At 46.5% G+C, this 23699-nt stretch carries 28 protein-coding genes; 23 read left to right on the top strand and 5 right to left on the bottom strand.

Annotation, left to right across the window (positions count from 1 at the left end; all coding sequences use genetic code 11):
• The first annotated feature begins 27 nt into the window (after nucleotides 1-27).
• The 6 genes from coxB to ACFO5U_RS06800 all read left to right on the top strand — a co-directional run bounded on the left by coxB (nucleotide 28) and on the right by ACFO5U_RS06800 (nucleotide 5568).
• Nucleotides 28-1122, top strand: a complete 1095-nt coding sequence (gene coxB / locus ACFO5U_RS06825) for a cytochrome c oxidase subunit II (RefSeq protein WP_377277821.1) — start codon at nucleotides 28-30, stop codon at nucleotides 1120-1122.
• A gap of 34 nt (nucleotides 1123-1156) precedes the next feature.
• A complete protein-coding gene (locus ACFO5U_RS06820) occupies nucleotides 1157-3073 on the top strand; it encodes a cytochrome c oxidase subunit I (protein WP_377277819.1) in 1917 nt (638 codons plus the stop codon).
• The gene (locus tag ACFO5U_RS06815) at nucleotides 3060-3686 is read left to right on the top strand and encodes a cytochrome c oxidase subunit 3 (protein ID WP_377277817.1); all 627 of its coding nucleotides are present in this window, start codon (nucleotides 3060-3062) and stop codon (nucleotides 3684-3686) included. Before ACFO5U_RS06820 ends, ACFO5U_RS06815 begins: the two co-directional genes overlap by 14 nt.
• A gap of 1 nt (nucleotide 3687) precedes the next feature.
• Nucleotides 3688-4020: a cytochrome c oxidase subunit IVB gene (gene ctaF, locus ACFO5U_RS06810; RefSeq protein WP_377277815.1), complete on the top strand. Its 333-nt coding sequence runs from the start codon at nucleotides 3688-3690 to the stop codon at nucleotides 4018-4020.
• A 138-nt stretch (nucleotides 4021-4158) separates the two neighbouring features.
• Complete coding sequence (gene ctaG, locus ACFO5U_RS06805) at nucleotides 4159-5082, top strand: cytochrome c oxidase assembly factor CtaG (RefSeq protein WP_377277813.1); 924 nt, start codon at nucleotides 4159-4161, stop codon at nucleotides 5080-5082.
• A gap of 24 nt (nucleotides 5083-5106) precedes the next feature.
• Nucleotides 5107-5568 carry a DUF420 domain-containing protein gene (locus ACFO5U_RS06800; RefSeq protein WP_377277811.1) on the top strand — a complete coding sequence of 154 codons (462 nt, stop codon included), beginning with the start codon at nucleotides 5107-5109 and terminating at the stop codon, nucleotides 5566-5568.
• 55 nt (nucleotides 5569-5623) lie between these two features.
• Here ACFO5U_RS06800 and ytvI read toward each other — a convergent pair whose 3' ends face one another.
• Entirely contained in the window at nucleotides 5624-6682 is a 1059-nt protein-coding gene (gene ytvI / locus ACFO5U_RS06795) for a sporulation integral membrane protein YtvI (protein WP_377277809.1), read from the bottom strand.
• Between the two features lie 92 nt (nucleotides 6683-6774).
• Nucleotides 6775-7140: a YugN family protein gene (locus tag ACFO5U_RS06790; RefSeq protein ID WP_377277808.1), complete on the bottom strand. Its 366-nt coding sequence runs from the start codon at nucleotides 7138-7140 to the stop codon at nucleotides 6775-6777.
• A gap of 140 nt (nucleotides 7141-7280) precedes the next feature.
• Here ACFO5U_RS06790 and ACFO5U_RS06785 point away from each other — a divergent pair, with 140 nt between their 5' ends.
• On the top strand, nucleotides 7281-8345 hold the full coding sequence (locus tag ACFO5U_RS06785; protein ID WP_377277806.1) for a CAP domain-containing protein: 1065 nt from the start codon (nucleotides 7281-7283) through the stop codon (nucleotides 8343-8345).
• Between the two features lie 110 nt (nucleotides 8346-8455).
• Entirely contained in the window at nucleotides 8456-8902 is a 447-nt protein-coding gene (locus tag ACFO5U_RS06780) for a YlbF/YmcA family competence regulator (protein ID WP_377277804.1), read from the top strand.
• Nucleotides 8903-9000: 98 nt separating this feature from the next.
• Here the strand turns inward: ACFO5U_RS06780 and ACFO5U_RS06775 are convergent, their stop codons facing one another.
• A complete protein-coding gene (locus ACFO5U_RS06775) occupies nucleotides 9001-9918 on the bottom strand; it encodes a glycerophosphodiester phosphodiesterase (protein WP_377277803.1) in 918 nt (305 codons plus the stop codon).
• A 127-nt stretch (nucleotides 9919-10045) separates the two neighbouring features.
• Here ACFO5U_RS06775 and ACFO5U_RS06770 point away from each other — a divergent pair, with 127 nt between their 5' ends.
• Nucleotides 10046-10318: a YlbG family protein gene (locus tag ACFO5U_RS06770; RefSeq protein ID WP_215104733.1), complete on the top strand. Its 273-nt coding sequence runs from the start codon at nucleotides 10046-10048 to the stop codon at nucleotides 10316-10318.
• On the opposite strand, the gene ACFO5U_RS06765 is transcribed toward ACFO5U_RS06770, so the two are convergent.
• Nucleotides 10319-10699, bottom strand: a complete 381-nt coding sequence (locus ACFO5U_RS06765; protein ID WP_377277801.1) for a DUF7147 family protein — start codon at nucleotides 10697-10699, stop codon at nucleotides 10319-10321.
• 84 nt (nucleotides 10700-10783) lie between these two features.
• Between ACFO5U_RS06765 and rsmD the strand changes: the two genes are divergently transcribed.
• The 3 genes from rsmD to ACFO5U_RS06750 are packed head-to-tail and all read left to right on the top strand — an operon-like array spanning nucleotide 10784 to nucleotide 12912.
• On the top strand, nucleotides 10784-11359 hold the full coding sequence (rsmD, locus tag ACFO5U_RS06760) for a 16S rRNA (guanine(966)-N(2))-methyltransferase RsmD (protein WP_377277799.1): 576 nt from the start codon (nucleotides 10784-10786) through the stop codon (nucleotides 11357-11359).
• Complete coding sequence (gene coaD, locus ACFO5U_RS06755) at nucleotides 11352-11831, top strand: pantetheine-phosphate adenylyltransferase (protein WP_377277797.1); 480 nt, start codon at nucleotides 11352-11354, stop codon at nucleotides 11829-11831. The genes rsmD and coaD overlap by 8 nt, the downstream gene beginning before the upstream one ends.
• Nucleotides 11832-11886: 55 nt before the next feature.
• Nucleotides 11887-12912 (top strand): SepM family pheromone-processing serine protease, encoded by a 1026-nt coding sequence (locus tag ACFO5U_RS06750; protein WP_377277795.1) that lies wholly within the window; start codon nucleotides 11887-11889, stop codon nucleotides 12910-12912.
• Here the strand turns inward: ACFO5U_RS06750 and ACFO5U_RS06745 are convergent.
• Nucleotides 12885-14096, bottom strand: coding sequence for a nucleotidyltransferase (locus ACFO5U_RS06745; RefSeq protein WP_377277793.1), 1212 nt, complete (start codon nucleotides 14094-14096; stop codon nucleotides 12885-12887). The two genes, ACFO5U_RS06750 and ACFO5U_RS06745, sit on opposite strands and share 28 nt — an antisense overlap.
• 126 nt (nucleotides 14097-14222) lie before the next feature.
• Here ACFO5U_RS06745 and ACFO5U_RS06740 point away from each other — a divergent pair, with 126 nt between their 5' ends.
• The 11 genes from ACFO5U_RS06740 to rsmH all read left to right on the top strand — a co-directional run bounded on the left by ACFO5U_RS06740 (nucleotide 14223) and on the right by rsmH (nucleotide 23699).
• On the top strand, nucleotides 14223-14759 hold the full coding sequence (locus ACFO5U_RS06740) for a YceD family protein (protein ID WP_377277791.1): 537 nt from the start codon (nucleotides 14223-14225) through the stop codon (nucleotides 14757-14759).
• 24 nt (nucleotides 14760-14783) lie between these two features.
• Nucleotides 14784-14960, top strand: coding sequence for a 50S ribosomal protein L32 (gene rpmF, locus ACFO5U_RS06735; RefSeq protein ID WP_377277789.1), 177 nt, complete (start codon nucleotides 14784-14786; stop codon nucleotides 14958-14960).
• 99 nt (nucleotides 14961-15059) lie between these two features.
• Nucleotides 15060-15812 carry an enoyl-CoA hydratase/isomerase family protein gene (locus ACFO5U_RS06730; protein WP_377277788.1) on the top strand — a complete coding sequence of 251 codons (753 nt, stop codon included), beginning with the start codon at nucleotides 15060-15062 and terminating at the stop codon, nucleotides 15810-15812.
• Between the two features lie 166 nt (nucleotides 15813-15978).
• A complete protein-coding gene (locus ACFO5U_RS06725) occupies nucleotides 15979-17328 on the top strand; it encodes an acetyl-CoA carboxylase biotin carboxylase subunit (protein WP_377277786.1) in 1350 nt (449 codons plus the stop codon).
• Nucleotides 17325-17540: a biotin/lipoyl-containing protein gene (locus ACFO5U_RS06720; RefSeq protein ID WP_377277785.1), complete on the top strand. Its 216-nt coding sequence runs from the start codon at nucleotides 17325-17327 to the stop codon at nucleotides 17538-17540. The genes ACFO5U_RS06725 and ACFO5U_RS06720 overlap by 4 nt, the downstream gene beginning before the upstream one ends.
• A gap of 28 nt (nucleotides 17541-17568) precedes the next feature.
• Nucleotides 17569-19119: an acyl-CoA carboxylase subunit beta gene (locus ACFO5U_RS06715; protein ID WP_377277783.1), complete on the top strand. Its 1551-nt coding sequence runs from the start codon at nucleotides 17569-17571 to the stop codon at nucleotides 19117-19119.
• 108 nt (nucleotides 19120-19227) lie between these two features.
• Nucleotides 19228-20085, top strand: a complete 858-nt coding sequence (locus tag ACFO5U_RS06710; RefSeq protein WP_377277781.1) for a ketopantoate reductase family protein — start codon at nucleotides 19228-19230, stop codon at nucleotides 20083-20085.
• Nucleotides 20085-20465, top strand: a complete 381-nt coding sequence (locus tag ACFO5U_RS06705) for a DUF3397 family protein (protein ID WP_377277780.1) — start codon at nucleotides 20085-20087, stop codon at nucleotides 20463-20465. Before ACFO5U_RS06710 ends, ACFO5U_RS06705 begins: the two co-directional genes overlap by 1 nt.
• 75 nt (nucleotides 20466-20540) lie before the next feature.
• Nucleotides 20541-22160 (top strand): bacillithiol biosynthesis cysteine-adding enzyme BshC, encoded by a 1620-nt coding sequence (gene bshC, locus ACFO5U_RS06700; protein WP_377277778.1) that lies wholly within the window; start codon nucleotides 20541-20543, stop codon nucleotides 22158-22160.
• A 147-nt stretch (nucleotides 22161-22307) separates the two neighbouring features.
• The gene (gene mraZ, locus ACFO5U_RS06695) at nucleotides 22308-22739 is read left to right on the top strand and encodes a division/cell wall cluster transcriptional repressor MraZ (RefSeq protein WP_377277777.1); all 432 of its coding nucleotides are present in this window, start codon (nucleotides 22308-22310) and stop codon (nucleotides 22737-22739) included.
• A 21-nt stretch (nucleotides 22740-22760) separates the two neighbouring features.
• Nucleotides 22761-23699, top strand: a complete 939-nt coding sequence (gene rsmH, locus ACFO5U_RS06690; RefSeq protein ID WP_377277775.1) for a 16S rRNA (cytosine(1402)-N(4))-methyltransferase RsmH — start codon at nucleotides 22761-22763, stop codon at nucleotides 23697-23699.

Genomic DNA, 23699 nt, shown 5'->3' with positions numbered 1-23699 from the left:
TTTATTCAGAGAGGGGTATGAAAAGCTATGATGAAAGGACCTAAAAACTGGCGCCTTTTCGCATTGATGACCGCATTGCTCGTATTTCTTTCCGGATGCGGGCGCGAAGAAATTTCGACGCTGATACCAGCTGGTAAAGTCGCACAAGACCAATTCAACTTGTTGATCTTGTCTTCTATTGTCATGTTGTTTGTCATCATCGTCGTTACGATCATCTATGTATTGGCAATTGTGAAATTCCGCCGTTCAAAAGTCGGGGAGGATATGATCCCTGAACAAGTCGAAGGAAGTGCGCGTCTTGAGTTTATCTGGACTGCAATTCCGATCGTTTTGCTTTTGATCCTCGCTGTCCCTACAGTTTATTCCACATTCGACTTGGCAGATGTCACGGCGATGGATGCACAAACTGAAGAAGGCGATGCCGAGAACTTGACGGTCAACGTCACAGGCAAGCTTTACTGGTGGGAATTCGAATATCCTGAACAAGGAATCATCACAGCACAAGAGCTTGTTGTTCCAACAGGAGAGCGCGTTTACTTCAATTTAATTGCAGCAGACGTTAAACACTCTTTCTGGATCCCTTCCGTCGGCGGTAAGCTCGACGTCAACCCAGAAAACGTCAACACATTCTACTTGGAATTCGACCGTGAATCAGCAGAGCTGGATAACGGCGTATTTTACGGCAAATGTGCTGAGCTTTGCGGACCATCACATGCTTTGATGGACTTTAAAGTGAAATCGCTTAATCGCGAAGACTTCGATACTTGGGTAGCTGCTATGCAGGAAGAAGAACCAGCGGCAGTTGAAGGCGATCTAGCACAGCAAGGTGAAGAACTATTTGGTACCGATGGCCTTAGCTGTATTGCTTGCCACGCTACTGGCGGAGTTGGAGCAACACCTGGTCAAGGACCAAACCTTGCAACATTCGGAGACCGCAACACGGTCGCTGGCTTCATGGACCACGATGAAGAAACTTTGAAAAAATGGATTGCTGATCCTCAGCAATACAAGCCGGGCAACTTGATGCCGGATGCAGCTTCGCTTAATAATGGTGAAGAATTAACAGACCAAGAATTAAGTGCACTTGCAGCTTACTTGATGGGCTTGAAAAAGGAAGAATAAAAGAGTCAAAGCTTAAAAAAGGAGGTAAACTATTGTGAGTTCTAACGCTCAAAAAACGGGTTTCGGCGCTACAATATGGGATTTCATTACAACAGTAGACCATAAGAAAATCGCCATCCTCTACTTGATCTCCGGCGGATTTTTCTTCCTAGTCGGCGGCGTAGAAGCGATGTTGATCCGGATTCAGTTGATGAAAGCCGGAAATGATTTTCTCAGTGCCGGAACATATAACGAAGTTTTAACGATGCACGGTACGACCATGATTTTCCTGGCAGCGATGCCGATTTTATTAGCATTTATGAACGCCGTCGCGCCATTGCAAATCGGTGCGCGTGACGTTGCTTTCCCATTCCTGAACTCACTTGGGTTCTGGCTATTCTTCTTCGGTGGTGTGTTCTTGAACCTTTCGTGGTTCATGGGCGGAGCGCCGGATGCAGGATGGACAAACTATGCTTCCTTGGCACTCGCTTCTGAAGGCCACGGAATCGACTTTTATTCACTCGGGTTAACGATATCCGGTTTCGGTAGTTTGATTGCCGGAATTAACTTCCTGGTTACAATCATCAACATGCGCGCGCCGGGTATGACTTATATGAGAATGCCGTTGTTCACATGGACGACATTTGTGGCATCTGCCTTGATTCTCTTGGCATTCCCTCCACTAACTGTCGCTATCTTCTTCATGGTATTCGACCGTTTGTTCGGAGCAAACTTCTTTGATGTCACGATGGGCGGTAACACCATCATCTGGGAGCATTTCTTCTGGATCTTTGGACACCCTGAAGTATATATCTTGATTTTGCCAGCATTCGGTATTTTCTCTGAAATCTTTGCGATATTCTCTCGCAAGCGCCTGTTCGGTTATACGGCACTTGTGTTCGCGACAATTTTGATCGGTTTCTACGGCTTTATGGTATGGGCTCACCACATGTTCACAACGGGTCTTGGGCCAACTGCAAACGCAGTATTCGCCTTGGCTACGATGATCATTGCTGTACCTACAGGAATTAAGATCTTTAACTGGCTATTGACGATTTGGGGCGGAAGCATTTCCTTTACAGTCCCAATGATTTACGCAGTAGCATTTATTCCATCATTTGTAGCGGGTGGGGTAACTGGTGTTATGCAGGCAATCGCGCCGCTTGATTACCAGCTTCACGATTCATACTTTATCGTTGCTCACTTCCACTACGTAATCGTCGGTGGTGTTGTGCTCGCACTTTTGGCAGGTACGCATTTGTACTGGCCGAAAATGTTCGGTACGATGTTGAGCGAGAAGCTCGGAAAGTGGACATTCTGGTTGTTCTTCATCGGATTCCATATGACATTCTTTATCCAGCATTTCCTTGGCCTTATGGGTATGCCTCGCCGTGTTTACACGTTCGGAGCCGACCAAGGCTGGGATCTGTTTAACGCCATCAGCTCATTCGGAGCCTTGTTCATGGCAGCTGGTGTCATCATTCTCTTGGTCAACATCGTTCTGACGTCTATCAAAAATGAGCGCGTCGGAAATGACCCATGGGGCGACGGACGTACGCTTGAATGGGCAATTCCTTCACCACCGCCATTTTATAACTTTGCTCAAACACCGCTTGTCCGCGGACTTGATCCATACTGGATCGAGAAAATGGAAGGCAATAAAGAAGGTATGGTTTACGCTGAACCGCTTGGCGACATCCACATGCCGAATAACTCGTTTATTCCTTTTGTAATTTCCTTAGGTATGTTCATTGCATCATTTGGTGCTTTGTATCACCTCGACGGCGACAAAGCTTGGGCATTGCCGGTATTGATCATCGGTCTTGGAATCACTTTCGGTTCGATGCTAGTCCGTTCATTGAAAGATGATCTTGGCTACTATGTAACAAAAGAAGAGTTGATTGCAGACCAAGAACGCATTCACAGAGAAGCACAAGCGCGGGAAGGAGGCAAAAACGGTGGACTTAAATAAGCGATATACCCCACAAACTTGGCCGGATCATCCTGAAACGGCAACGCTCGAAGGAAAGAACAAGTTCGTTGGTTTCTGGTTGCTGCTAGCTGCTGAAACAGTCACCTTCGCCTCTCTCTTTGCAACATATTTGGCATTAAAAGACAAAGGGCCGAGCGGAATGGAATTTACCGCAGCCGGATTGTTCGAACTACCACTGGTCTTTGCAATGACGATGATTCTTTTGACTTCATCCTTGACGAGTGTTTACGCGATTTACCATATGAAAAACCATAATTTCAAAGCGATGCAAGCTTGGCTTGGAATAACCGTCCTTCTTGGTTTGGTGTTCCTTGGTTTGGAAATTTATGAGTTTAACCATTACGTTCATCTCGGTTTTGGTTTTACCAACAGTGCATTTAGTTCCGCCTTCTATGTGTTGGTCGGAACGCACGGAGCCCACGTTGCGTTCGGTCTTAGCTGGTTTATCGCCCTAATGCTCCGCAACGCCAAGCGCGGCCTGAACATGTACAACGCACCGAAGTTCTACCTTGCAGCTCTATACTGGCATTTCATTGACGTAGTATGGGTGTTCATCTTCACTGTAGTCTATCTGATGGGAGTGGTCGGTTAATATGGCACACGATACTCATGATATTCATAGATCTAGAGCAGAATATGAATTTGTAAAGCGTAAAAGAGCTACTGAAATGCGCGGCCAGTTAACGTCATTTGCAATGATGATTTTCTTGACGTTGATCGCGTTCACGCTAGTGGCTGCGGAGTTCTCTCCGTACTTTATCGTGCCGATTCTTTTGTTATTGGCAGCGATTCAAGTAGTACTGCAGCTTTATCACTTTATGCATATGAGCAACAAAGGACACGGCATGATGGCTTTCTTCATGTTCAGTGGCATGTTCGTTGCTTTCTTGACTGTCCTTGCGATGGTTACAATTGTATGGTGGTAAGTTCAAAAACTCCGGACACTCTGTGTCCGGAGTTTTTTTATATACAAACGGGAACGGGAAATGTCATGATTCGTTCATTGATATAGCAGGATAACCCCTATATAATGAGGTTACTTAAGGAAAAGGAGGTACGGTCTAATGCCAATCAGTATTTTCGGCTTCGAAGCTTTATGGAGCCCCTGGTATTTTGGATTTCTCGTACTCGTCACGTTGCTCTATTTTGGGGTTACTGTAAAATGGAGAGATAAATTTGCCGATAATGAACCCTTGCAGCCGAAGCAAGCAGTTTTGTTCGTCTCGGGGATATTGTTGCTATACATTCTCAAAGGTTCTCCTATCGACCTGATGGGGCATATCATTTTTACGATGCACATGGTGCAGATGGCTTTTCTATTACTATTAGTGCCGCCGCTATTGATTATGGGGATTCCAGCTTATGTATGGCGGGCCTTCATTGAATTGCCGGTTGTGAAGCCTTTGTTTATGTTTTTTACAAAACCGATGCTGGCATTATTGTTATTTAGTTTATTTTTCTCGCTATACCATTTGCCGCTCGTTTTTGACTTCGTAAAACAAGACGTACTCATTCATGGGTTGGTCAGTAATTTATTATTTGTTTCCGCCATCCTCTATTGGTGGCCGATTGTCAATAACCTGGAAGGCATGCATAAATTCCATGGCTTGAAAAAGTTGAGCTATTTGTTCGGGCTGAGTGTCTTGATGACTCCTGCTTGTGCGTTGATCATCTTCAGCACAGGTCCATTTTATGCAACTTATTCGGACGGGGAAGCTTGGCTTCAGGCCATGGCGCTTTGTGTGCCAGCTGGAACTCTGGCACAGCTCAATTTGACCGGTCCTGAACTATTCACTAATATGTCGACGATCGAAGATCAACGAACAGGCGGCATCGTGATGAAAGTCATCCAGGAATTGGTATTCACAGTTTTCATTTGGCTTGTATTCCACGAATGGCTGAAAAACGAAACGGCCAATGCGGACGACATCACCGCAAAAGTTTTGCAAGACCGTAAAGATATGGCGTATCACAGACATAACGGGTAATGACCCAAAAGGAGTTTATTTGAAATGAATTTGCCGCTTTTGCCAACTATCAGTACGTTTTTCATCGTCCTCAGCGCCATTCTTGTGGCGATCGGGTGGAACTTGATCCGAAAGCGCCGTATTGAAGCGCATAAAAAAGTAATGCTCGGTGCCGGTGCAGCCGCATTGACATTTTTCATCATCTACGTTTCGCGCACAGTGTTTGTCGGAAACACAGCTTTCGGCGGTCCTGATGAATACAAAATATACTATACAGTGTTCCTTATTTTTCATATAACACTTGCGACAATCGGAGCAGTCATGGGGCTTCTGACAATCTTCTGGGGATTGAAGAACCGTTTGGACAAACATCGCAAAATCGGGCCGTTTACAAGTGTCGTTTGGTTTTTCACAGCGATTACAGGCGTGATGGTCTATTTATTGCTTTATGTAATTTACGAAGGCGGGCACACGACCTCCGTGTTCAAAGCCATACTCGGCAACTAAAACAAGAAAAGGCACAGAGCCATTTGGCTCTGTGCCTTTTTCTATAAAGGGGATATTAAAGTTTAAACTCCATTTTGATGATACCTGCTTCACGTGCGGATGTGAACAGGATGACTAACAGCGGTCCGACGAAAAATCCGAGGAATCCGATTAATTGTAGGCCGATGAACATGGCAATCAATGTCGCAAGCGGAGACAAGCCGATTTGTGTACCCATGACTTTCGGTTCAACGGTCCTGCGTATAACGAGGAGTACGAGCGCTAAGATGGCGAGCTGCGTTCCTTGGACGATGTCTCCGACGATGAACTGATAGATAAACCATGGCGTCAACACAATGATCGAACCTAGTATTGGGATGAAATCAATGATCCAAATAACGAACGACATTACTAATGCATATTCAGGCGCTATAAATAATAATGCGATAAAGCTGACCGCGAAAATAATCAAACTGACAAGGAATTGAGCCTTTAAAAACCCAAAGACGACATTGTTCAAACGGGCGCTCATAAAGCGCACTTTCTCTGCAGTCGATTCCTTCAGCCGATTGAACAATGTCCCTTTCAAGTCCATCAGGTCAAGCATGAACAAGAACAAAGCAATCAAGAAAACGATAAAGCTGACAAGGAATGATGGGATGCCAGTCAAAAGGTTCGTGACGGTGTCGTAATTGACGAAAGTCAGAACCCAGTCGCGTATACCTTCGACAAATGCGATCATTTCGGTTTCGAATGAACTGACAACTTCTACCGGCATTTCAGCTGTCGAGCGGAAAAAGAATTCCTCGACATCTCCCCACATGATTGATAAGGAATTTGTGTATTCTGGAACCATTTTAGAGAATTGGATAATTTGACCAACCAACTGCGTGATGATCCAATAAACGCTTGCTGACGCGATGAAGAGAAATAGGATGAAAACAGTGATGACAGCACTTTTTCGTTGCCATTTAAACCTTCTCTGCACGAATTTTACAAAAGGTTCGAGAAAGATGGCGGTAAGCAAAGCGATGATCAACGGGACAGCTACTGGCAATATGTATATCGAGATAAGAATAAAGGCAGCAACGACCAGGATGATGGTTGCCAACTTTTTATTAAACCACTTGCCCACAATTAACCTCCTTCACTAAACATTTTCAAACTTATTTTAAAGAAAGCAATTGTTGTAAAAAAACCGCAGTTCGCTTTGAACTGCGGAAATTTTTATGCTTTAATTTCGAACTCGGCTACTTCTTTTTTCACAGCCGCTAAGATTTCAGCGCATGTTTTCAAAAGGTGGTCCGGGAAGTGCTCATCTTCGCCATACTCGACACCGTGTGGGTAATAATGTTTGCCGATCATCGGCTTCAAGACGCGGACAGTTGCATCATTAGCGTCAATGTCACCATCGATAGCATAAGCGAAAACGCGCAAATAATAAGTGCCTTCACGCACGATGAATTTACGGTCATAAGTAACGCGCTCGTAATCCCACTGACCTTCTTTTGTCAACCCTTGCTGATTCATAGCGTGCTCAAGCAATGTGACATCTACTTCGATGTTCTCTAGTCCTGTATTTTCAAAATACATGGAATCTCCTCCTCTATAACAAAAAAAGACTGAATGCTCCTTTAATAATAGATCATAATTACAGCACATGCAATGGCTAGATTGTGTCAGAATGCAGGCGACTGTTATAATAAAAGAAACAGGTGTCGGGAGCTGATCGATTGAAGGACTTATTGCGCATCATGATATTTCTCGCCATTGTCCTGATCGGGCTATTTTATTTAGATCCATCGATCAGCGAAAACGAATTGCTGGAAGCCCCAAGGCCGGCAGACCCTTTACCTTCTGATAACTTGACTGAAAACGTATTGGACGTCGATCGGCCTGTTTCAGGTTTATCGACCTATATCGGAAGGTCAACCGATGAATGGCTGGCAGATCGCGGCAAGCCGGACCGCATCGAGCCGTCTGCCTATGCATATGAATGGTGGGTCTACGATGCTTCCTATTCCAATTATGTGCTGGTCGGTGTAAAGGAAGGTCATATAGCTCAAGTGTTCGCTGCAGGAGAATCGACTGATGTCGCGCCTTATTCAATAGGGCAGCCCTTGGACGAATTATACCGGTTTACCATCGTCCAAAATGAAGTGACCGTGAAATACGGCACAAATACGTATACATTCAACTTGAGCCAGGAGGATATGGATAAGCGCATTCTCGTCAGTTTTGACGAAGTCCACGCGCAATTGTACATCGATTCAGAGGACCTTCAATTGGAGGCGGTGCGCTTTATGGATGCGGAAACGCTGATTCGCCACCAGCCTTACGATATGATGTATGCGGGTGATTTGCTTGTGACACCGCGGCCTTCTTCTACCTTGCAGCGTTCGATCGATGAAGCAAATGCCAAGCAATTGATCGATTTGACGAATGTCTACCGTCTGCGCCATCAGCGTTCACCGCTTTCCGAAAATCGCGGAGTCAGCATATTGTCCAAAAAAACAAGCGAAGAAATGGCACGTATGGAGTTTACTTCTATAGAACTGGAGATAGAGGATCTTGAAGCGAGGCTGCAAAATGCGGACATCCAATTTGAACAAGCGGCAATCAATACAGCTTCACGCTATTACGACGCTGCTGAAACAGTTCATGGCTGGTTTAATTCCCCAAGCCACCGCAGCACATTGCTAGGCAGGCAATATAATCAAATGGGTGTAGGGGTGTTCGGTAGCTATTATAGCCAAATCTTGCTGAAGCAAGACCTAGACACATTCAAAAGCCAGTAAGCCGAAAGATTTTACTAACTGGAGCTGGCAAGCTCCCCCGGATTGAAGCGAATGCTGTATGATTCCATAAAAAATTCTGCTATGATGTAACGGTAGAGGAGGAATGCGCATTGATCATGACCTATGAATGGGTTGTAGTAACTGACTCTGCAGACGAGCTGAGTGAAATGATTCTTCAATCAGAACAATCAGCGAAATATCGCAAAGCTTATGACTCTGTCTATAGCGATAAAGTGTTGGCGCGTGAAATTCATGAATTCGCCAAGCTGAAGGAACTCTACGAAGAAGTGCAGCGCTTCGGCAAATATCACCCCGATTACAAACGGGTGATGAAGCAGATTCGCGTAGATAAACGGCAGCTTGATTTGAATGACAAAGTGGCGGCACTGCGTCTTGCAGAAAATGAGTTGCAGGATTTAATAGATCAAGTCAGCTTTATTATCGGCCGTTCTGTATCCGAAGCAGTCAAAATCCCATCAAGTAATCCGTTCTTTTCTTCGGATTCTTCTTGCGGCAGCGGCTGCGGTACAGGCGGCGGCTGTTCTTGTTCCGCTTAATATAGAAAGGAAGCGCAGCTTTGGTTGCGCTTCTTTTTATTTTCCATATAAACAGAAAAAACCAGCGCGAGCTAAACCGCGCTGGTTTTAGTTGTTCTTTATTGTTGATTGTCTTCAACGGCCGCAATCAACTTGACGGCAATATCCGGGCGATCGGTGATGATGCCCTTGGCGCCATTTGCTATCAGTTTTTCCATCGCATCCTGTTCATCGATGACCCAGTAATGCACAGGAATATTCAGGCGGTCTAAAAAACCGATGAAGCGCGGCGAATCGAGACGGAAAATCGAATGCTTGACGGGCAGCTGGAAAACGTCCGCCCGCGGTGCATATAGATGGCCGAATTGGCTGTTGAACGAAGTGAACGCCTTGCGCACTTCGTTTTCGCCAGCACCAAGAGCTACACGATTTTGTGCATATAAATTAAAGCGGTCAACTTGTTCGTCGAAAAAGCTTGTAACGACGACGCGGTCCTGCGCATTTACAGACTCAATCAAGCGCCAAAGTTTTGAAGGGATTAAGCTTCCTTCATACGTATCGGGTGCATCTTTAATATCGATATTGATGTACATTTGTGGAAACTTCTCCAGCAATTCGCTCAGCAAGACGACAGTTTCGCCTTTACCTCGGTAAGAATGTACACCGTTCTCGTCGACAAAATGATAACCGAAATCGAGCGCTCGCAGCTCTTCGAGCGTCATTTCTGCGACGCGTCCTGCCGAATCGGATGTCCGGTCTACAAACTCATCGTGAAAAACGAGTATTTCTTCATCATTGGTCATGCGGATGTCAATTTCAAATCCGTGCACGCCCAGTTCAGCTGCTTTATCAAAAGCTGCCATTGTGTGCTCTGGTGCAAGTGAGCTGCCGCCACGATGGGCGAGGACAATTGGGTGGTCGTAGCTGAAGACAGCTTTTTGCGGACGTGTTTGCGGTCCGGACAATGCTTTAGAGCCGGCCCAAGCGGCAGCGCCGACTGCAGCTGCTGCAAGCCCGATTTTTGTTTTCTTCCCCATATATGTATAACCCCCTGTTTTTGGTAGTATTCACATTATAGCCGAACGATAGACTTGCTGTCAGTTTATTCGGTTGCGGCTTTTTTTGATCCTATGGTATTCTAGAGTTTAGAAAAGAGGGATAGATATGCATGATCGCCAAGGTCTGATTGTCTATGTGCATCAGCTAAAACAAGCGAAATCGCTGCGGAAGTATGGACATGTCCATTTTATTTCCCGCAAATTGAAATATGTCGTCGTTTATATGGACCAAGACAAAATCGAGAGCACAAAAGAAAAACTCTCGAAATTGCCTTATGTGAAAAAAGTGCTGGAATCCCAGCGGCCATTTTTGAAGACCGAGTACGAAAATGCCAAGCCCGACAAAGCGAAAGAATACGATTATAAAATCGGCCTGTGATTACTGCATCGGCGGAATATAATGGTTGAGCCTGAGAATGGCGGTGAGATGCCCGAAATAAAGTTTCGGGTCTGCATATTGTGCAGAGTTTTTTACGTCCATACGGATCGGTATGGCCCCGAGTTGCTCTACCGCTTGTTCAAACAATGCCAGCCGCTTAGAGCCATCCGGAATGCCTTCGCGGCATAAATAGATCGGCATGAAGTTTCCTTCGGCTGCAGGCTGAAACGCCGCAGCGATCGATACGACCGTTTTGTCGTCTGCTGTTTTCGAAGCGAAAACAAATCCATGCATAAAGCGGTCTTTATTGCTCTCCATTAATTGGCGAAGTTCATAAATGTCGCCGTATCCTTCTCCAAGTTCGATAAAACGTTGTATCATAATAAGACACGTCCTTTCCAGAATTCATTCTACCATTCTGATGGGCAAATGCAGTACTAAAATGACAAAGTAAGAGGCGATAGCATGCGTGTAGTAGCTGGGCAAGCAAAAGGCTTGCCTTTGAAAGCGGTTCCGGGCAAAACGACCAGACCGACGACCGACAAAGTAAAAGAATCCATTTTCAATATGATCGGCCCTTTTTTCGATGGCGGCACTGCTGTTGATTTATTTGCAGGGAGCGGGGGCTTAGGTATCGAAGCACTGAGCCGAGGCATTGAGCATGCGGTGTTTACCGACAAAGACAAAAAAGCGATCGACACGATCCAAGCAAACTTGCAGAAAACGAAAATGGAAGACCAGGCACAAGTATACCGGGCGGACGCTGAGCGGGCATTAAAAGCGATGAAGAAAAATGGGGTAAGCGCACGCCTGCTATTCTTAGACCCGCCGTATCATATGGAAAAAGCGTACGGGTTGATGGAACGTGCAGCAGAAATCGGTTTACTGGAAGAAGGGGCAATTGTCGTTTGTGAACACGACCGCGATATTGAGCTTCCGGATGAAACCGAACATTGCATCCGTTTCAAAAAGGAATTATATGGAAATACCGTCATTTCAATTTACCGTTACCAAGGGGAAGAGGGAGAACGCATTGACTAAAATTGCTGTAGTTCCGGGGAGTTTTGATCCCATCACGATGGGTCATTTGGATATCGTCAAACGCGCATCTGCGATTTTCGATGAGGTCAAAGTAGTGGTCATGAACAATTCATCGAAAAATCCGTTGTTTGACGTGCACGAACGAATTGCATTAATTACTGAAGTGACCAAAACAATACCGAATGTTACGGTCGATTCATTCGCTGGTTTATTAATCGATTATGCCGTAGAAGTAAAAGCCAACGCGGTCATTCGGGGATTGCGTGCCGTATCGGATTTTGAATACGAAATGCAGATTACATCGATGAACCGCTTCTTGAATGAAGACATCGAAACTTTGTTCATGGTCTCGAATAACCAGTATTCGTTCCTCAGCTCCAGCATCGTCAAAGAAGTGGCGAAGTACCATGGGACGATTACGGGGCTTGTGCCGGATGCGGTAGAGCAAGCATTAATAGAAAAGTTCAAATAAGTCACGTGTCACGTGGCTTTTTGTTGTGCTTCGGCAGCAAAGGAGAGGATAGCCGATGAAAAATAAGAAACTATGGTTTTTCGTGCTGGTGATGGCAGTTGTAGTGTTCGTTAGTTCCTATCGGCTGGATGCGTATATTTCCCGTCCTGGCGATGCTTATGAACTGTCACCGTTCGTGGAAGTGGAAGGCAGGGATGATGACGATGAAGGAACGCTTAGTTTGATGACGGTCACCATGTTTAATGCGACTCCTGCATTGTATATAATGGCCCAATTCCAAGAAGGCTACAAAATACTGGATCCCCATCAAGTAAGAAGCCCTCATGAAAGCGATGAAGAGTATAACGTCCGTCAATTAAAACTGATGTCGGATTCCCAAGTCAATGCGCTGCAAGTGGCATTCGAGCAGGCACAACTGCCTTATGAAGTCTCCAGCAACGGCGTGTTCATCATGAACGTGCTAGAAGACGGTGCGGCAGCAGGGCTGTTGTCTCCAGGGGACCGCCTGCTTGAAATCGACGGGCAGAACTACGGTTCGATAGAGGAGTTTCTCGACTATTTAAGCACAAAACAAGTCGGCGACGAAGTGGAATTGTTGATCGAACGCGATGAGCGCCGGCTCAACCAGTCCATTACACTGGCACCGCTGCCGACAGAGCCGGAGCGGCCAGGGATCGGCATTTCATTTGTGGAAGACAAAGACATCGAAACCACACCGAAAGTCAACATCGACTCAGAAGCGATCGGCGGCCCTTCTGCTGGCCTGATGTTCACACTGGAAATTCTCAATCAATTATTGGATGAAGACATCACACAAGGCTATGACATCGCAGGCACCGGAACGATGGAAAGTGACGGGACCGTCGGGCGCATCGGCGGCATCGATCAAAAAATCATCGCCGCAGATCGTGCGGGAATCGATATATTCTTTGCCCCGGACGATTCACCGGAGTCCGGACTGCCGAGCAATTATGAAGTGGCGCTTGAAACCGCCGAAGAGATTGGAACAGAAATGGAGATTGTCCCCGTGACAGACATCGAGTCGGTACTGGATTATTTAGCCGAGTTGCCCCCGATGTAAATAGGCGGTGTCGTATATTCTTTTTTCAAAGATGAAGCGCCGATTGCTTGAAGATACAGTGCTGATGCTTGGATATCCAGCTGTCCCATAGCTCCTTTCAGATCCGCAGCGCGGCTGATGACGGGAAGCGGGATAGCTTTTTTTTGTTCATGCAAATAATTGCGTCCGGCTTTGTTCATGCCGAGCAGACGTATGTATTCAGGTTGTCCGTTTGTTAATGATTGTTTAGTATAGCCGGTGAAAATGTGCGTCAGCATGCGTTGTATGCGCGTACGCGTGTAGCGTTTGCTTTTGACGCGACTGATGAAGCTTTCAAAATCGCCAGCTTGCTTTGCGGCATCATAAATAAGGTTTTCAATGCCTTCTGTCACATCGGCAAACCGGGCAAGTGCTGTTGGCCCTTCGCGCAAAATGGTAAAGCGCAGCAGTGGATAAAGTTGTTCCCAACCGACAAAGCCATTTTGCTCGGCATGAAAACGTTCCAGCAGCTGGATGCTTGCCTGCGGCAAATAAGCCGATAGCTGTTCGATGCTCTCTCCTTCGAAAAAGGCATTGCGGATTCCGGTCGCACTGGCAATGCTTACACCGCGTTGCAGTGGATCGTGAAAGCCGGCGACGATGCGTTGGATGGTCAAGGGCCTCATCGCGCTCTTGGAGGCGTGGGCAGCTTCTACGTAATGATAGCCGAGAATATTATTGGGCATTGTTAAATCTACAAAACCTTCAAGGCCATGCGTCAGGCTCAAATAGGCATCGTTCAGTGCTTTCGGGTAGCTGATGCCGGTCTGGACCCGTTCTTGGATCAATCTGTCATAAGCTTGCCGGTTAGCCTCCAGCAACTCCAAACTATTGACAAAGGGTTCGATCTCGCCTTGTTCGCTGCCGAAGCAAAATGATTCGCATTGCAGCGCATCTAGCAGCGTGATCGCCCCGCGCGCAAATTCGGAAGCTTGCGCGGTGGCGAACACATAGGGCAATTCGATTACAAGGTCGACACCGCCACGAAGCGCCATTTCCGTGCGGGTCCATTTATCGGCGAATGCCGGCTCGCCGCGCTGGAGAAATTGGCCGCTCATGACTGCCACCACAACATCAGCGCCTGATAGTTGTTTCGCTTGGTTGACATGGTGGAAATGGCCATTATGGAACGGGTTATATTCGACGACGATTCCTGTTGCTTTCAATGTATGGCCTCCTTTTGTTATGATAGTTCTAGTATAGCGGTGAGCGAATTAGAGTGACAAGATTTTTTCTTGACATCGTTTGTTCTACATTATATAATCAACTTTGTTGTCTTGAGGTGATTACTTATGAAAATAGCGATTCAACAGCTACAAAAGTATCGTAAAGACGGGATGCCAATTGACGAGTTTGTTCAATTGGATGAGGTGAAGTCACGCAATAGCGATATTCGCGCGATATCCCCTGTCCATGTCACAGGACACTGTACGATTGGCTCGCAACAAATGACTTGCATGCTTCATCTTGAAGGGACGCTTACGCTGCCCTGCGCTAGAACTTGGGAAGACGTTGAATTCCCGATCAGTATCGATACGGTGGAAATCTTCAACTGGTCCGAAAAAGGGCAAGAAGAAGGCGACGATGAATACGTCCACGCGGTAACGACCGAAGTCATTGATCTTCGGCCGATTTTAGAAGAATTGATCGCACTTGAAGTGCCGATTCAGGTATTCAAGGAAAACTCGGAACAATCCGTCATCAAAGGCGGCAAGGACTGGGATTATTTGACGGACGAAGAAGTTCAAGCCGAGAAGGAACAAGCACAATCAAAACCGGATCCAAGACTGGCTGATTTAGCCAAGTATTTCGATCAGACAGATGAATAGAATCACTGTAAGGAGGTGTCACCAATGGCAGTACCGTTCAGAAGAACATCCAAAACCGCTAAAAGAAAACGCCGTACACATTTCAAATTGTCAGTGCCGGGCATGGTAAGTTGCCCAAGCTGTGGCGAAAGTAAATTGGCTCACCATGTCTGCAAAGCATGTGGATCATACAAAGGGAAAGAAGTAGTAGCAAGCAAATAAAACAGTATTTGCTGCAAAAAAGGTTATCTGGAGACCATGGCTCCCGATAACCTTTTTCTCTTGCCTAAAAACAGGTAGAATAGAGCCAGAGGTGATTTAATGGCGTACCGAATCGATATAACAGATCAAATCATGACCTTCACCATCGACCGCCCGCATATCCGCAATGCGGTCAATAGCGAAGTGATGGAAGGCTTAGAACAACTGGCGTTGCGTGCTAACCATGAAGACATCCGTGTTGTCGTCATTACAGCATCCGGAGACCAAGCTTTCTGTTCAGGCGGGGATCTGTCCGTCTTTCACGAACTGAAAACGGAGCAGCAAGCTTGGCCGATGCTCAACCGGATGGGGCAGGCGCTTTATGCCATCAAGACATTGCCGGTGCCGGTTGTAGCACTCGTCAACGGCACGGCAGTCGGCGGCGGCTGTGAAATTGCCACAGCATGCGACTACCGGCTCGTCCGCAAGCATGCCAAATGTGGATTTATCCAAGGCACACTTGCCATCACCAGCGGCTGGGGCGGGGGCACTTATCTTTTTGAAGCCTTGCCGCATGACGCGGCATTAAAGATGCTCAGTGATGCACGCGCATATTCGGCAGAGGAATTGCTGGCAAACGGTTGGGCAAGTGCCATCATCGAAGAAGACCGTGATGTCGACCATTTTTTCGCATCGATGAAACGGGTGTTGCCGTCCGTTCATCGCGCCTATAAAGCGATGGCCCTCCGTAAATGGCAAGCCACGAACTTGAAAGAGCGCGTCGACCAGGAAATTCGACAATGTGCAGTGTTATGGGCAGAACCGGCCCACCACATGGCAGTCGATGGATTTTTGAACAAAAACAAAAAGTGAGCGCTGACGCGTTCGCTTTTTAATTTCAGGAAAAACAGCGTAGAGGTAAATTGATGACGAATGAGTAGACGGAACATTATGGAAAAATATTTATATGAATAGTTGAAATCGCTTACAAAATTCGTATATGCTAGAGGAGGGAGAAAACATAGGGGGTATTTCATAGATGAAGAAAATCCTGATTGCCAACCGAGGCGAAATTGCACGGCGCATCATCCGCACTTGCAACCGCCTCGGCATCGAAACAATCGCTATCCATTCTGAGGCGGATGGGGAACTGCCATACGTAAGTGAAGCGACTGAAGCGGCAGCGATCGGTCCAAATCCGGTCGCGCAATCTTATTTGCAAGCAGACAAAATCATTGAAGAAGCATTAAAACGCAATGCACAAGCCGTTCATCCAGGCTACGGCTTGTTGAGTGAAAATGCCGGCTTTGCACGCAAAGTGCAAGAAGCGGGATTGATCTTTATCGGCCCGGCGCCTGAAATCATTGAAACCATGGGTGATAAGCTCGGCTCAAGACGTACCATGATGGATGCTGGAGTCCCGGTTGTACCGGGAACAACCGAAGGGGTGCAAGACGTTGCTGCTGCCATCGAGGCGGCACAGGAAATCGGCTATCCGCTCATGTTGAAGGCTAGTGCTGGAGGCGGCGGCATCGGCATGGTGCTGTGTGAAAATGAGCAAGCGCTCACTCAACAGTTTGACTCGGTGAAAAACCGAGCGAAAGCCTATTTTGGAGACGACATCGTCTACTTGGAAAAATTCATCGCAAATGCACGCCATATCGAAGTGCAGATTTTTGGGGATGAACACGGCAATATCGTTCATTTGTTCGAGCGCAATTGTTCTGTGCAGCGGCGCAACCAGAAAGTCATCGAAGAATCGCCGTCGCCGGACTTGCCGGAATCCGCGCGTCAACAATTATGCGAAGCAGCTGTGAAGGCGGGACGTGCGGTCGGATATACGAATGCAGGGACGGTTGAATTCATTGTCGATGAAAATAACGACTTTTATTTCCTTGAAATGAATACGCGTTTGCAAGTGGAACATCCGATAACCGAAGAAGTGACCGGTGTCGACCTTGTGGAATGGCAAGTAAATGTTTCGCGCGGTGAAGCATTGCCGTCCCAAGAGACCATCCAAACAACGGGGCATTCAATTGAATACCGCGTGTATGCAGAAGATCCAAAAACTTTTTTCCCATCGCCAGGCACATTATCCAGCCTCCAATGGGGACCCGGGGCGCGCATTGAAACCGGCTATGAAGAGGGTAATAAAGTGACGCCTTTTTACGATCCGATGATCGCCAAAGTCATCTTGACGGGTGCGACCCGTGAAGAGGTGCTGGAAAAATCAAGGAAGTTTTTCAACGAAACTGCTATCGAAGGCGTTAAAACCAATTTGCCACTATTCGATAAATTCATCGAATCCATTCCATTCATTGAAGGAAATTACGCCACGGCGGTTTTAGCGCAGTGGCTTAAACAACAAAAGGAGGAAAAAACAGTATGAAACAATTAACAGCAACGATGGCCGGAACGGTCTTGAACATTACAGTAGCGCAAGGGGATTCTGTATCAGCTGGCCAGACGGTCATGACTTTGGAGTCGATGAAAATGGAGATTCCTGTAGAAGCGGAATTCGGCGGGCAAGTAGAAGCAGTCAATGTGGAAGTAGGCAGCTTTGTCAACGAAGGGGACACATTGGTGACGCTCGGCGAATAAGGCATTTGAATCCAAAGGGGTGGAAGAAATGACGAAAACGACTGAAACGACAGGATACAATACAAGGCTCGAAGAAAAGCTTTCCAAGATTTTCGCAGGCGGCCAAGAGAAATACCATGAAAAACTGAAAGAAAGCAATAAACTTTTTGTCCGAGACCGGCTCAATTTATTATTTGATGACGGCGATTATATCGAAGACGGCCGTTTCGCCAATGTCGAAGCGGGAGATCTACCGGCTGATGGCGTCGTAACGGCTATCGGTAAAGTGAACGGCGAGACGGTTTGCGTCATGGCCAACGATTCTACAGTAAAAGCAGGTTCTTGGGGTTCGCGGACGGTCGAGAAAATTATCCGCATTCAAGAAACCGCTGAGAAGATGCAAGTTCCGATGCTCTACTTGGTCGACTCTGCGGGAGCTCGGATCACCGATCAATTGGACATGTTCCCGAACCGCCGCGGCGCCGGACGCATTTTCCATAACCAAGTCCGCATGTCCGGAATGGTCCCGCAAGTATGCTTATTATTCGGGCCATCCGCTGCGGGCGGCGCTTATATCCCGGCATTTTGCGATATTGTCATCATGGTAGAAGGCAACGCATCGATGTATTTAGGCTCTCCGCGCATGGCGGAAAAAGTCATCGGCGAAAAAGTCACGCTTGAAGAAATGGGCGGGGCCCGCATGCACTGCACCGTCAGCGGTGTGGGTGATGTGTTGGTCTCTACTGAAGAAGAAGCGATTGCAGAAGCGCGTCGTTATATGGCGTTTTTCCCGGCGAATTTTGCAAGCAAGCCGGAACGAGTAGAGGCGAAAGTGAAGAAAGCGGGACGCAGCTTGGAGGAAATTATTCCGGAAAACCAAAACGCGCCGTTTGATATGTATGAGTTGATAGACCAATTGATCGACGAAGGCAGTTTCTTCGACATCAAAAAGCTTTTTGCTCCGGAATTGATCACCGGTCTTGCACGCATTGACGGCCAAGCTGTCGGCATCCTCGCCAATCAGCCGAAAGTCAAAGGCGGCGTATTGTTCGGAGATTCTGCGGACAAAGGGGCGAAGTTCATCAACATCTGTGATGCGTTCTCGATTCCACTTCTATTCCTTGCAGACGTCCCTGGCTTCATGATCGGAACGAAAGTGGAGCGTGCCGGCATCATCCGCCACGGCGCCAAGTTCATTTCAGCCATGAGTACCGCATCAGTGCCGAAAATTTCCGTGGTGGTCCGAAAAGCTTACGGCGCTGGATTGTATGCGATGGCAGGGCCTGCATTCGAGCCTGATGTCTGCATCGCCTTGCCAACAGCGCAAATCGCCGTTATGGGGCCGGAAGCAGCAGTCAACGCGGTTTATTCGAATAAAATCGAAGCGATTGAAGATCCGAAAGAGCGATTAGCCTATGTTCAGAAAAAACACCAGGAATATAAAGAAGAAATCGATATTTACCGCTTGGCTTCGGAACTGATCGTTGATGAAATTGTGGCTCCATATGCACTTCGGGATGAATTGTCCAAGCGGCTTTCCATCTATGCCACAAAAGATTTGCCATTGCCTTATCGAAAACATCCGATTGTTCCTGTATAATAAGTTTAGACGTGGAGTCTGCCTCATAAGGCAGGCTTCTTTTTTAGCAAACGCCGTGCAGTTATGTGCGTCTGTTAAATACGATTGCTTAATTTAGGAGGGATTTCCATGGAATTCGCAGTCATTGGCGGGAATGCGCAAGCACTTCTGCTTGCGCACCTATTACAAAAAGATGGCAACGTACAACTTGTCGTGACCGATGAGGCACAAGCAACTGCCATTAGCGAGCGAGGTCTTGTATGCGGAAATGACCGTCAAGAAATTCCTGTTTATTCCGATATTGAACAGGTAAATCCGGATGCTTACATTTTTATCGCGGTTCATTCAGAACAACTGCCGCCGATTTTGAAGTTACTTAAAATTAGGCGCCCAGGGAACCCGCTCATCTTTGTCCAGCAAGGCATGCTTTATTTGGAGAAAGCCCGTTTGTTGGCGCATCGCCAAATTGCTGCGGCAACACTTGACACAGATGTGGTCAAAGTCAGCAAGCACGAAATCAGGTTTTCCAAGCAGCCCTTGCTCGAGATGGGCTTGATTAAAGGCGAGGCCTCCCAATTTGCCCAGTTGCCAAGCTTAAACCATGTGCAGGTCGAGTGGATGGAGAATCTCGAAGAGCGGTTATTCGAGCGTTTGTTGCGAGACAGCCTCATCAATCCGCTCACAGCGCTTATGCAAATTAAAAAAGGGCGTTTGCTGACTGACCCAAATGCCTATGAATTGTTCCGCAATCTATACAATGAGTTGTATTTGGCATTTCCGGAAATCGAAACGTTGCAGCCAATCGAACACGTTGCTGCCTATTGCGCTTCGCGCCCTGAAGAAATATCATCTATGCTGGCCGACCGTTTAGCCGGCGATTTTATGGATGTTGATGGATTGATGCTCTATATTTTGCAGACTTCCAAATTGGAATTGCCCTTATTTAAATCATTTTATCATTTGCTAAAAACGGTGGAGGCTAATTGATGGACTGGCTGAATACGATAGGGAATATTCTGCTTTACTTGCCATTTCTCATTTTCTTGTTCGTCTATGCTATCAGCTATAAAGCAAAACAACGGAAAGCATTGGGCATTGCAGCAGACGCGACAGCTTTTTTACTGTTTTTTTCCGTTCCTGCCTCAATCAGTTTGCTGTTCGGCGTCCAAACTCAGCCCATTATTTTGCTGTTTGCGCTATTATTCGCTATTTTCCTGTTGTTCCGTGAATGGAAGACGACGAAAGAAATTGAAGTTATCAAGTTTTTCCGTAAGTTATGGCGCTTTTACTTCTTGGCACTTGCTGCGCTGTATGCCATCACCTGGCTGGTCGGCTCTGTCTATTTAGCGATCCAAACATTTCGCTAAGCGGATTTTTTCTCAAGTAATCCACCTTTTGTTATAGTAGTCTTTGAATGTAAAGCGAAAAGGGGATTCCACTTCATGAAATTAGAAGAGAAATACATAGCGCCGTCCTCACAATTGATGGCTGATTATACAAACGGGGATGACAGCATCCTTCGATATTTTTCCTATGCACCTTCTTTAGAACAAGCACAAAAACGGCTGCAATCATTGGCTGAACATCCTGTTGATAGAAAACAAGTTAGCAGTATTATAGAAGCCTATATGAACGGGTTCGGTTTGTCTGAAACCGCACGTGAAAACCTTCAACAGTTTGAACAGGGCGCGCCTGTAGTAGTGACCGGCCAGCAGGCAGGATTGCTGACAGGCCCTTTGTACACTGTACATAAAGCGATTTCAACGATTTTATTGGCAAAACAAGCAACAGATGAGCTCCAAACACCGGTAGTGCCGCTTTTTTGGATTGCTGGGGAAGATCATGACTTGGCAGAAATCGCGCATGTCTACAGGGAAACCAATGGGCGGATAGAAAAGCTCAACTATCCTCATGCGAAATTCGGAAAAAGTGCCGCTTCGCAGGCGCCTTTGGATTATGAGGAAGTTTCGGCATTCATCGAGGAGTATTTCCGCAGCCTGCCTGAAACTTCACATACGAAGCAGGTACACGGCCTGGTATTCAGCCATCTGCGTCAAGCCAAGACATTTACGGAATTTTTCGCATCATTGCTCAACCACTTTTTCCAACAAGAAGGCCTATTGTTTATCGATGCAGCAAATAAGCAATTGCGCGCATACGAATCGCAATTCTTTTGTCGAATGATCGAGAACAGCAAAGCAATTGCCGAGTCTGTCGTAAAAGTGGAAAGCTCGCTTCAAAACTCCGGCTATACGGCAGGAATCGACGCAAAAGAAGAGGCAGCGCATTTATTCCTGACCATCGAAGGCGAACGTTTGTTACTGGAGCGGAACAGCGATAGCTTTATCGTGAAAAATACGGCGTTACGCTACACAGAGGCCGAACTATTGGAGATTGCGCGCACTGAACCAGAGCGTTTAAGCAATAATGTCGTCACCCGTCCGTTGATGCAAGATTTGGTGTTCCCGGTTTTGGCTTTTGTCGGAGGACCTGGTGAAATTGCTTATTGGGCAGCGTTAAAAGAAGCATTTGAATTGATGGGCATGGAAATGCCGATCGTCATGCCCCGGCTTAGCGTCAGCTTGATCGACCGGCGGACGGCAGCACTTCTTGATAAGCAACAGCTAAGTTTTGAAGATGTCGTAGCAGAACGGAAAATACCGCAATTGCGCAATCAATTGATGGAGTCGATCCGTGATATCGAAACCGAAAAGAAGATAGACAAAGTCCAACAGCAGCTGACGGCAGAATACGACGAATTGATGGAGCGATTTGCAAATGTCAGTGCCGGGCTCAAACCGCTCGTCGAAAAAAACTTGCGCATCCATTTGGACCAATTGGCATTTTTAAAAAACAAGCTACAGGATGAAATCGCGATTCAAAACAGTACACAGTTCAATCAACTTGCGGCAATCGAAAATGCCCTGCTGCCGGAATCCGGATGGCAAGAGCGTATATACAATCCGATTCCTTATTTCAACCAATACGGTGTGGGGTTGGTGGAAGACTTGCTTGCGCTGCCGATGAGCTATGATAAAACACATAAAATTGTCATACTTTAAATTGGAAAAGCCTGCATATGCAGGCTTTTTTTGTGTGAAGTAAACTTCTTGAGATGAAATGCTGTAACAATAGTGAAATATTTCAAAAACAAGTGGTGGCATGTGGGGGAATGTGGTACATTAATTATAATAAGTGGGGTGAAAGGCATGTTCATGGGCGAATTTCAACACAATGTTGATGCAAAGGGCAGATTGATTGTCCCTGCAAAATACCGTGACTTGCTTGGTGAGCAGTTCGTCATCACCAGAGGCCTTGATCAATGCTTATTTGGTTATCCAATGAATGAATGGAATAAAATTGAAGAGAAACTTAAAGAAATGCCTGTAACAAAGAAAGATGCACGTGCATTTACACGTTTTTTCTTTTCAGGAGCCCAAGAAGTGGAACTTGATAAGCAAGGACGCGTCAATATACCTGGGCCACTTTTAAATTATGCGAAAATCGATAAAGAATGTGTTATTTTAGGTGTCTCGAACCGCTTTGAAATTTGGGCGAAAGATGCATGGGAGGCATATTTTGAAGAATCCGAAGAATCCTTTAACGAAATTGCTGAAAACTTAACTGACTTTGATTTTTAATATACGAACGGGGGGACTGGGTTGTTCAATCACACTACAGTTTTGCTGCATGAAACTGTCGATGGGCTGAACATTCGTCCTGATGGCATCTATGTAGATTGCACGCTCGGCGGAGCAGGCCATAGTGAATATTTGGTTCAGCAATTGTCCGACCAAGGGCATTTGTACTGCTTTGATCAAGACGTGACAGCAATCGCGCATGCAAAAGAGAAACTGAAAGAATATTTACATAAAATTACATTTATTCATGCTAACTTTAAAGATATAAAAGAAGAACTGAACCGGCTGGGCGTTGAAAAAGTGGATGGTATACTGTACGACCTCGGCGTCTCTTCGCCGCAGCTCGATACACCGGAACGAGGATTCAGCTATCATCACGATGCACCACTCGATATGCGTATGGACCAAAGTGCGGAATTAAGCGCTTACCATGTCGTCAACGAATGGCGTTTTGAGGATTTGGTACGTATTTTTTATCGCTACGGAGAAGAAAAGTTTTCAAAGCAAATTGCCCGTAAAATCGAAGCTGCAAGAGAAAAGCATCCGATTGAAACGACAGCTCAGCTGGTGGAATGCATTAAAGAAGGCATACCAGCTCCGGCAAGACGCACAGGCGGACATCCTGCCAAGCGTGTATTCCAGGCCATCCGTATCGCAGTGAATGATGAGCTTGGCGCAGCCGAGACATCGTTGCAAGACGCACTGGAGCTGCTCGCTGAAGGCGGCAGGATCAGCGTTATCACTTTTCACTCTTTGGAAGACCGCTTGACGAAAGCGCTTTTCAAAGAAGTGTCATCACTGCCGGAACTGCCTCCGAATTTACCGGTCATTCCTGAAGGCCTAGAGCCGAAATTCAAACTTATTACACGTAAGCCGATTCTGCCGTCTGAGGAAGAACTGGCCCACAACAATCGTTCGCGTTCCGCTAAGCTGCGGATTGCGGAAAAAATCAAATCCTAA

Source organism: Planococcus dechangensis (assembly GCF_042654465.1).
GTDB lineage: Bacteria > Bacillota > Bacilli > Bacillales_A > Planococcaceae > Planococcus > Planococcus dechangensis.
Note: the sequence above shows the minus strand (reverse complement) of the source record. Positions and strands in the feature narration are given on the sequence as shown.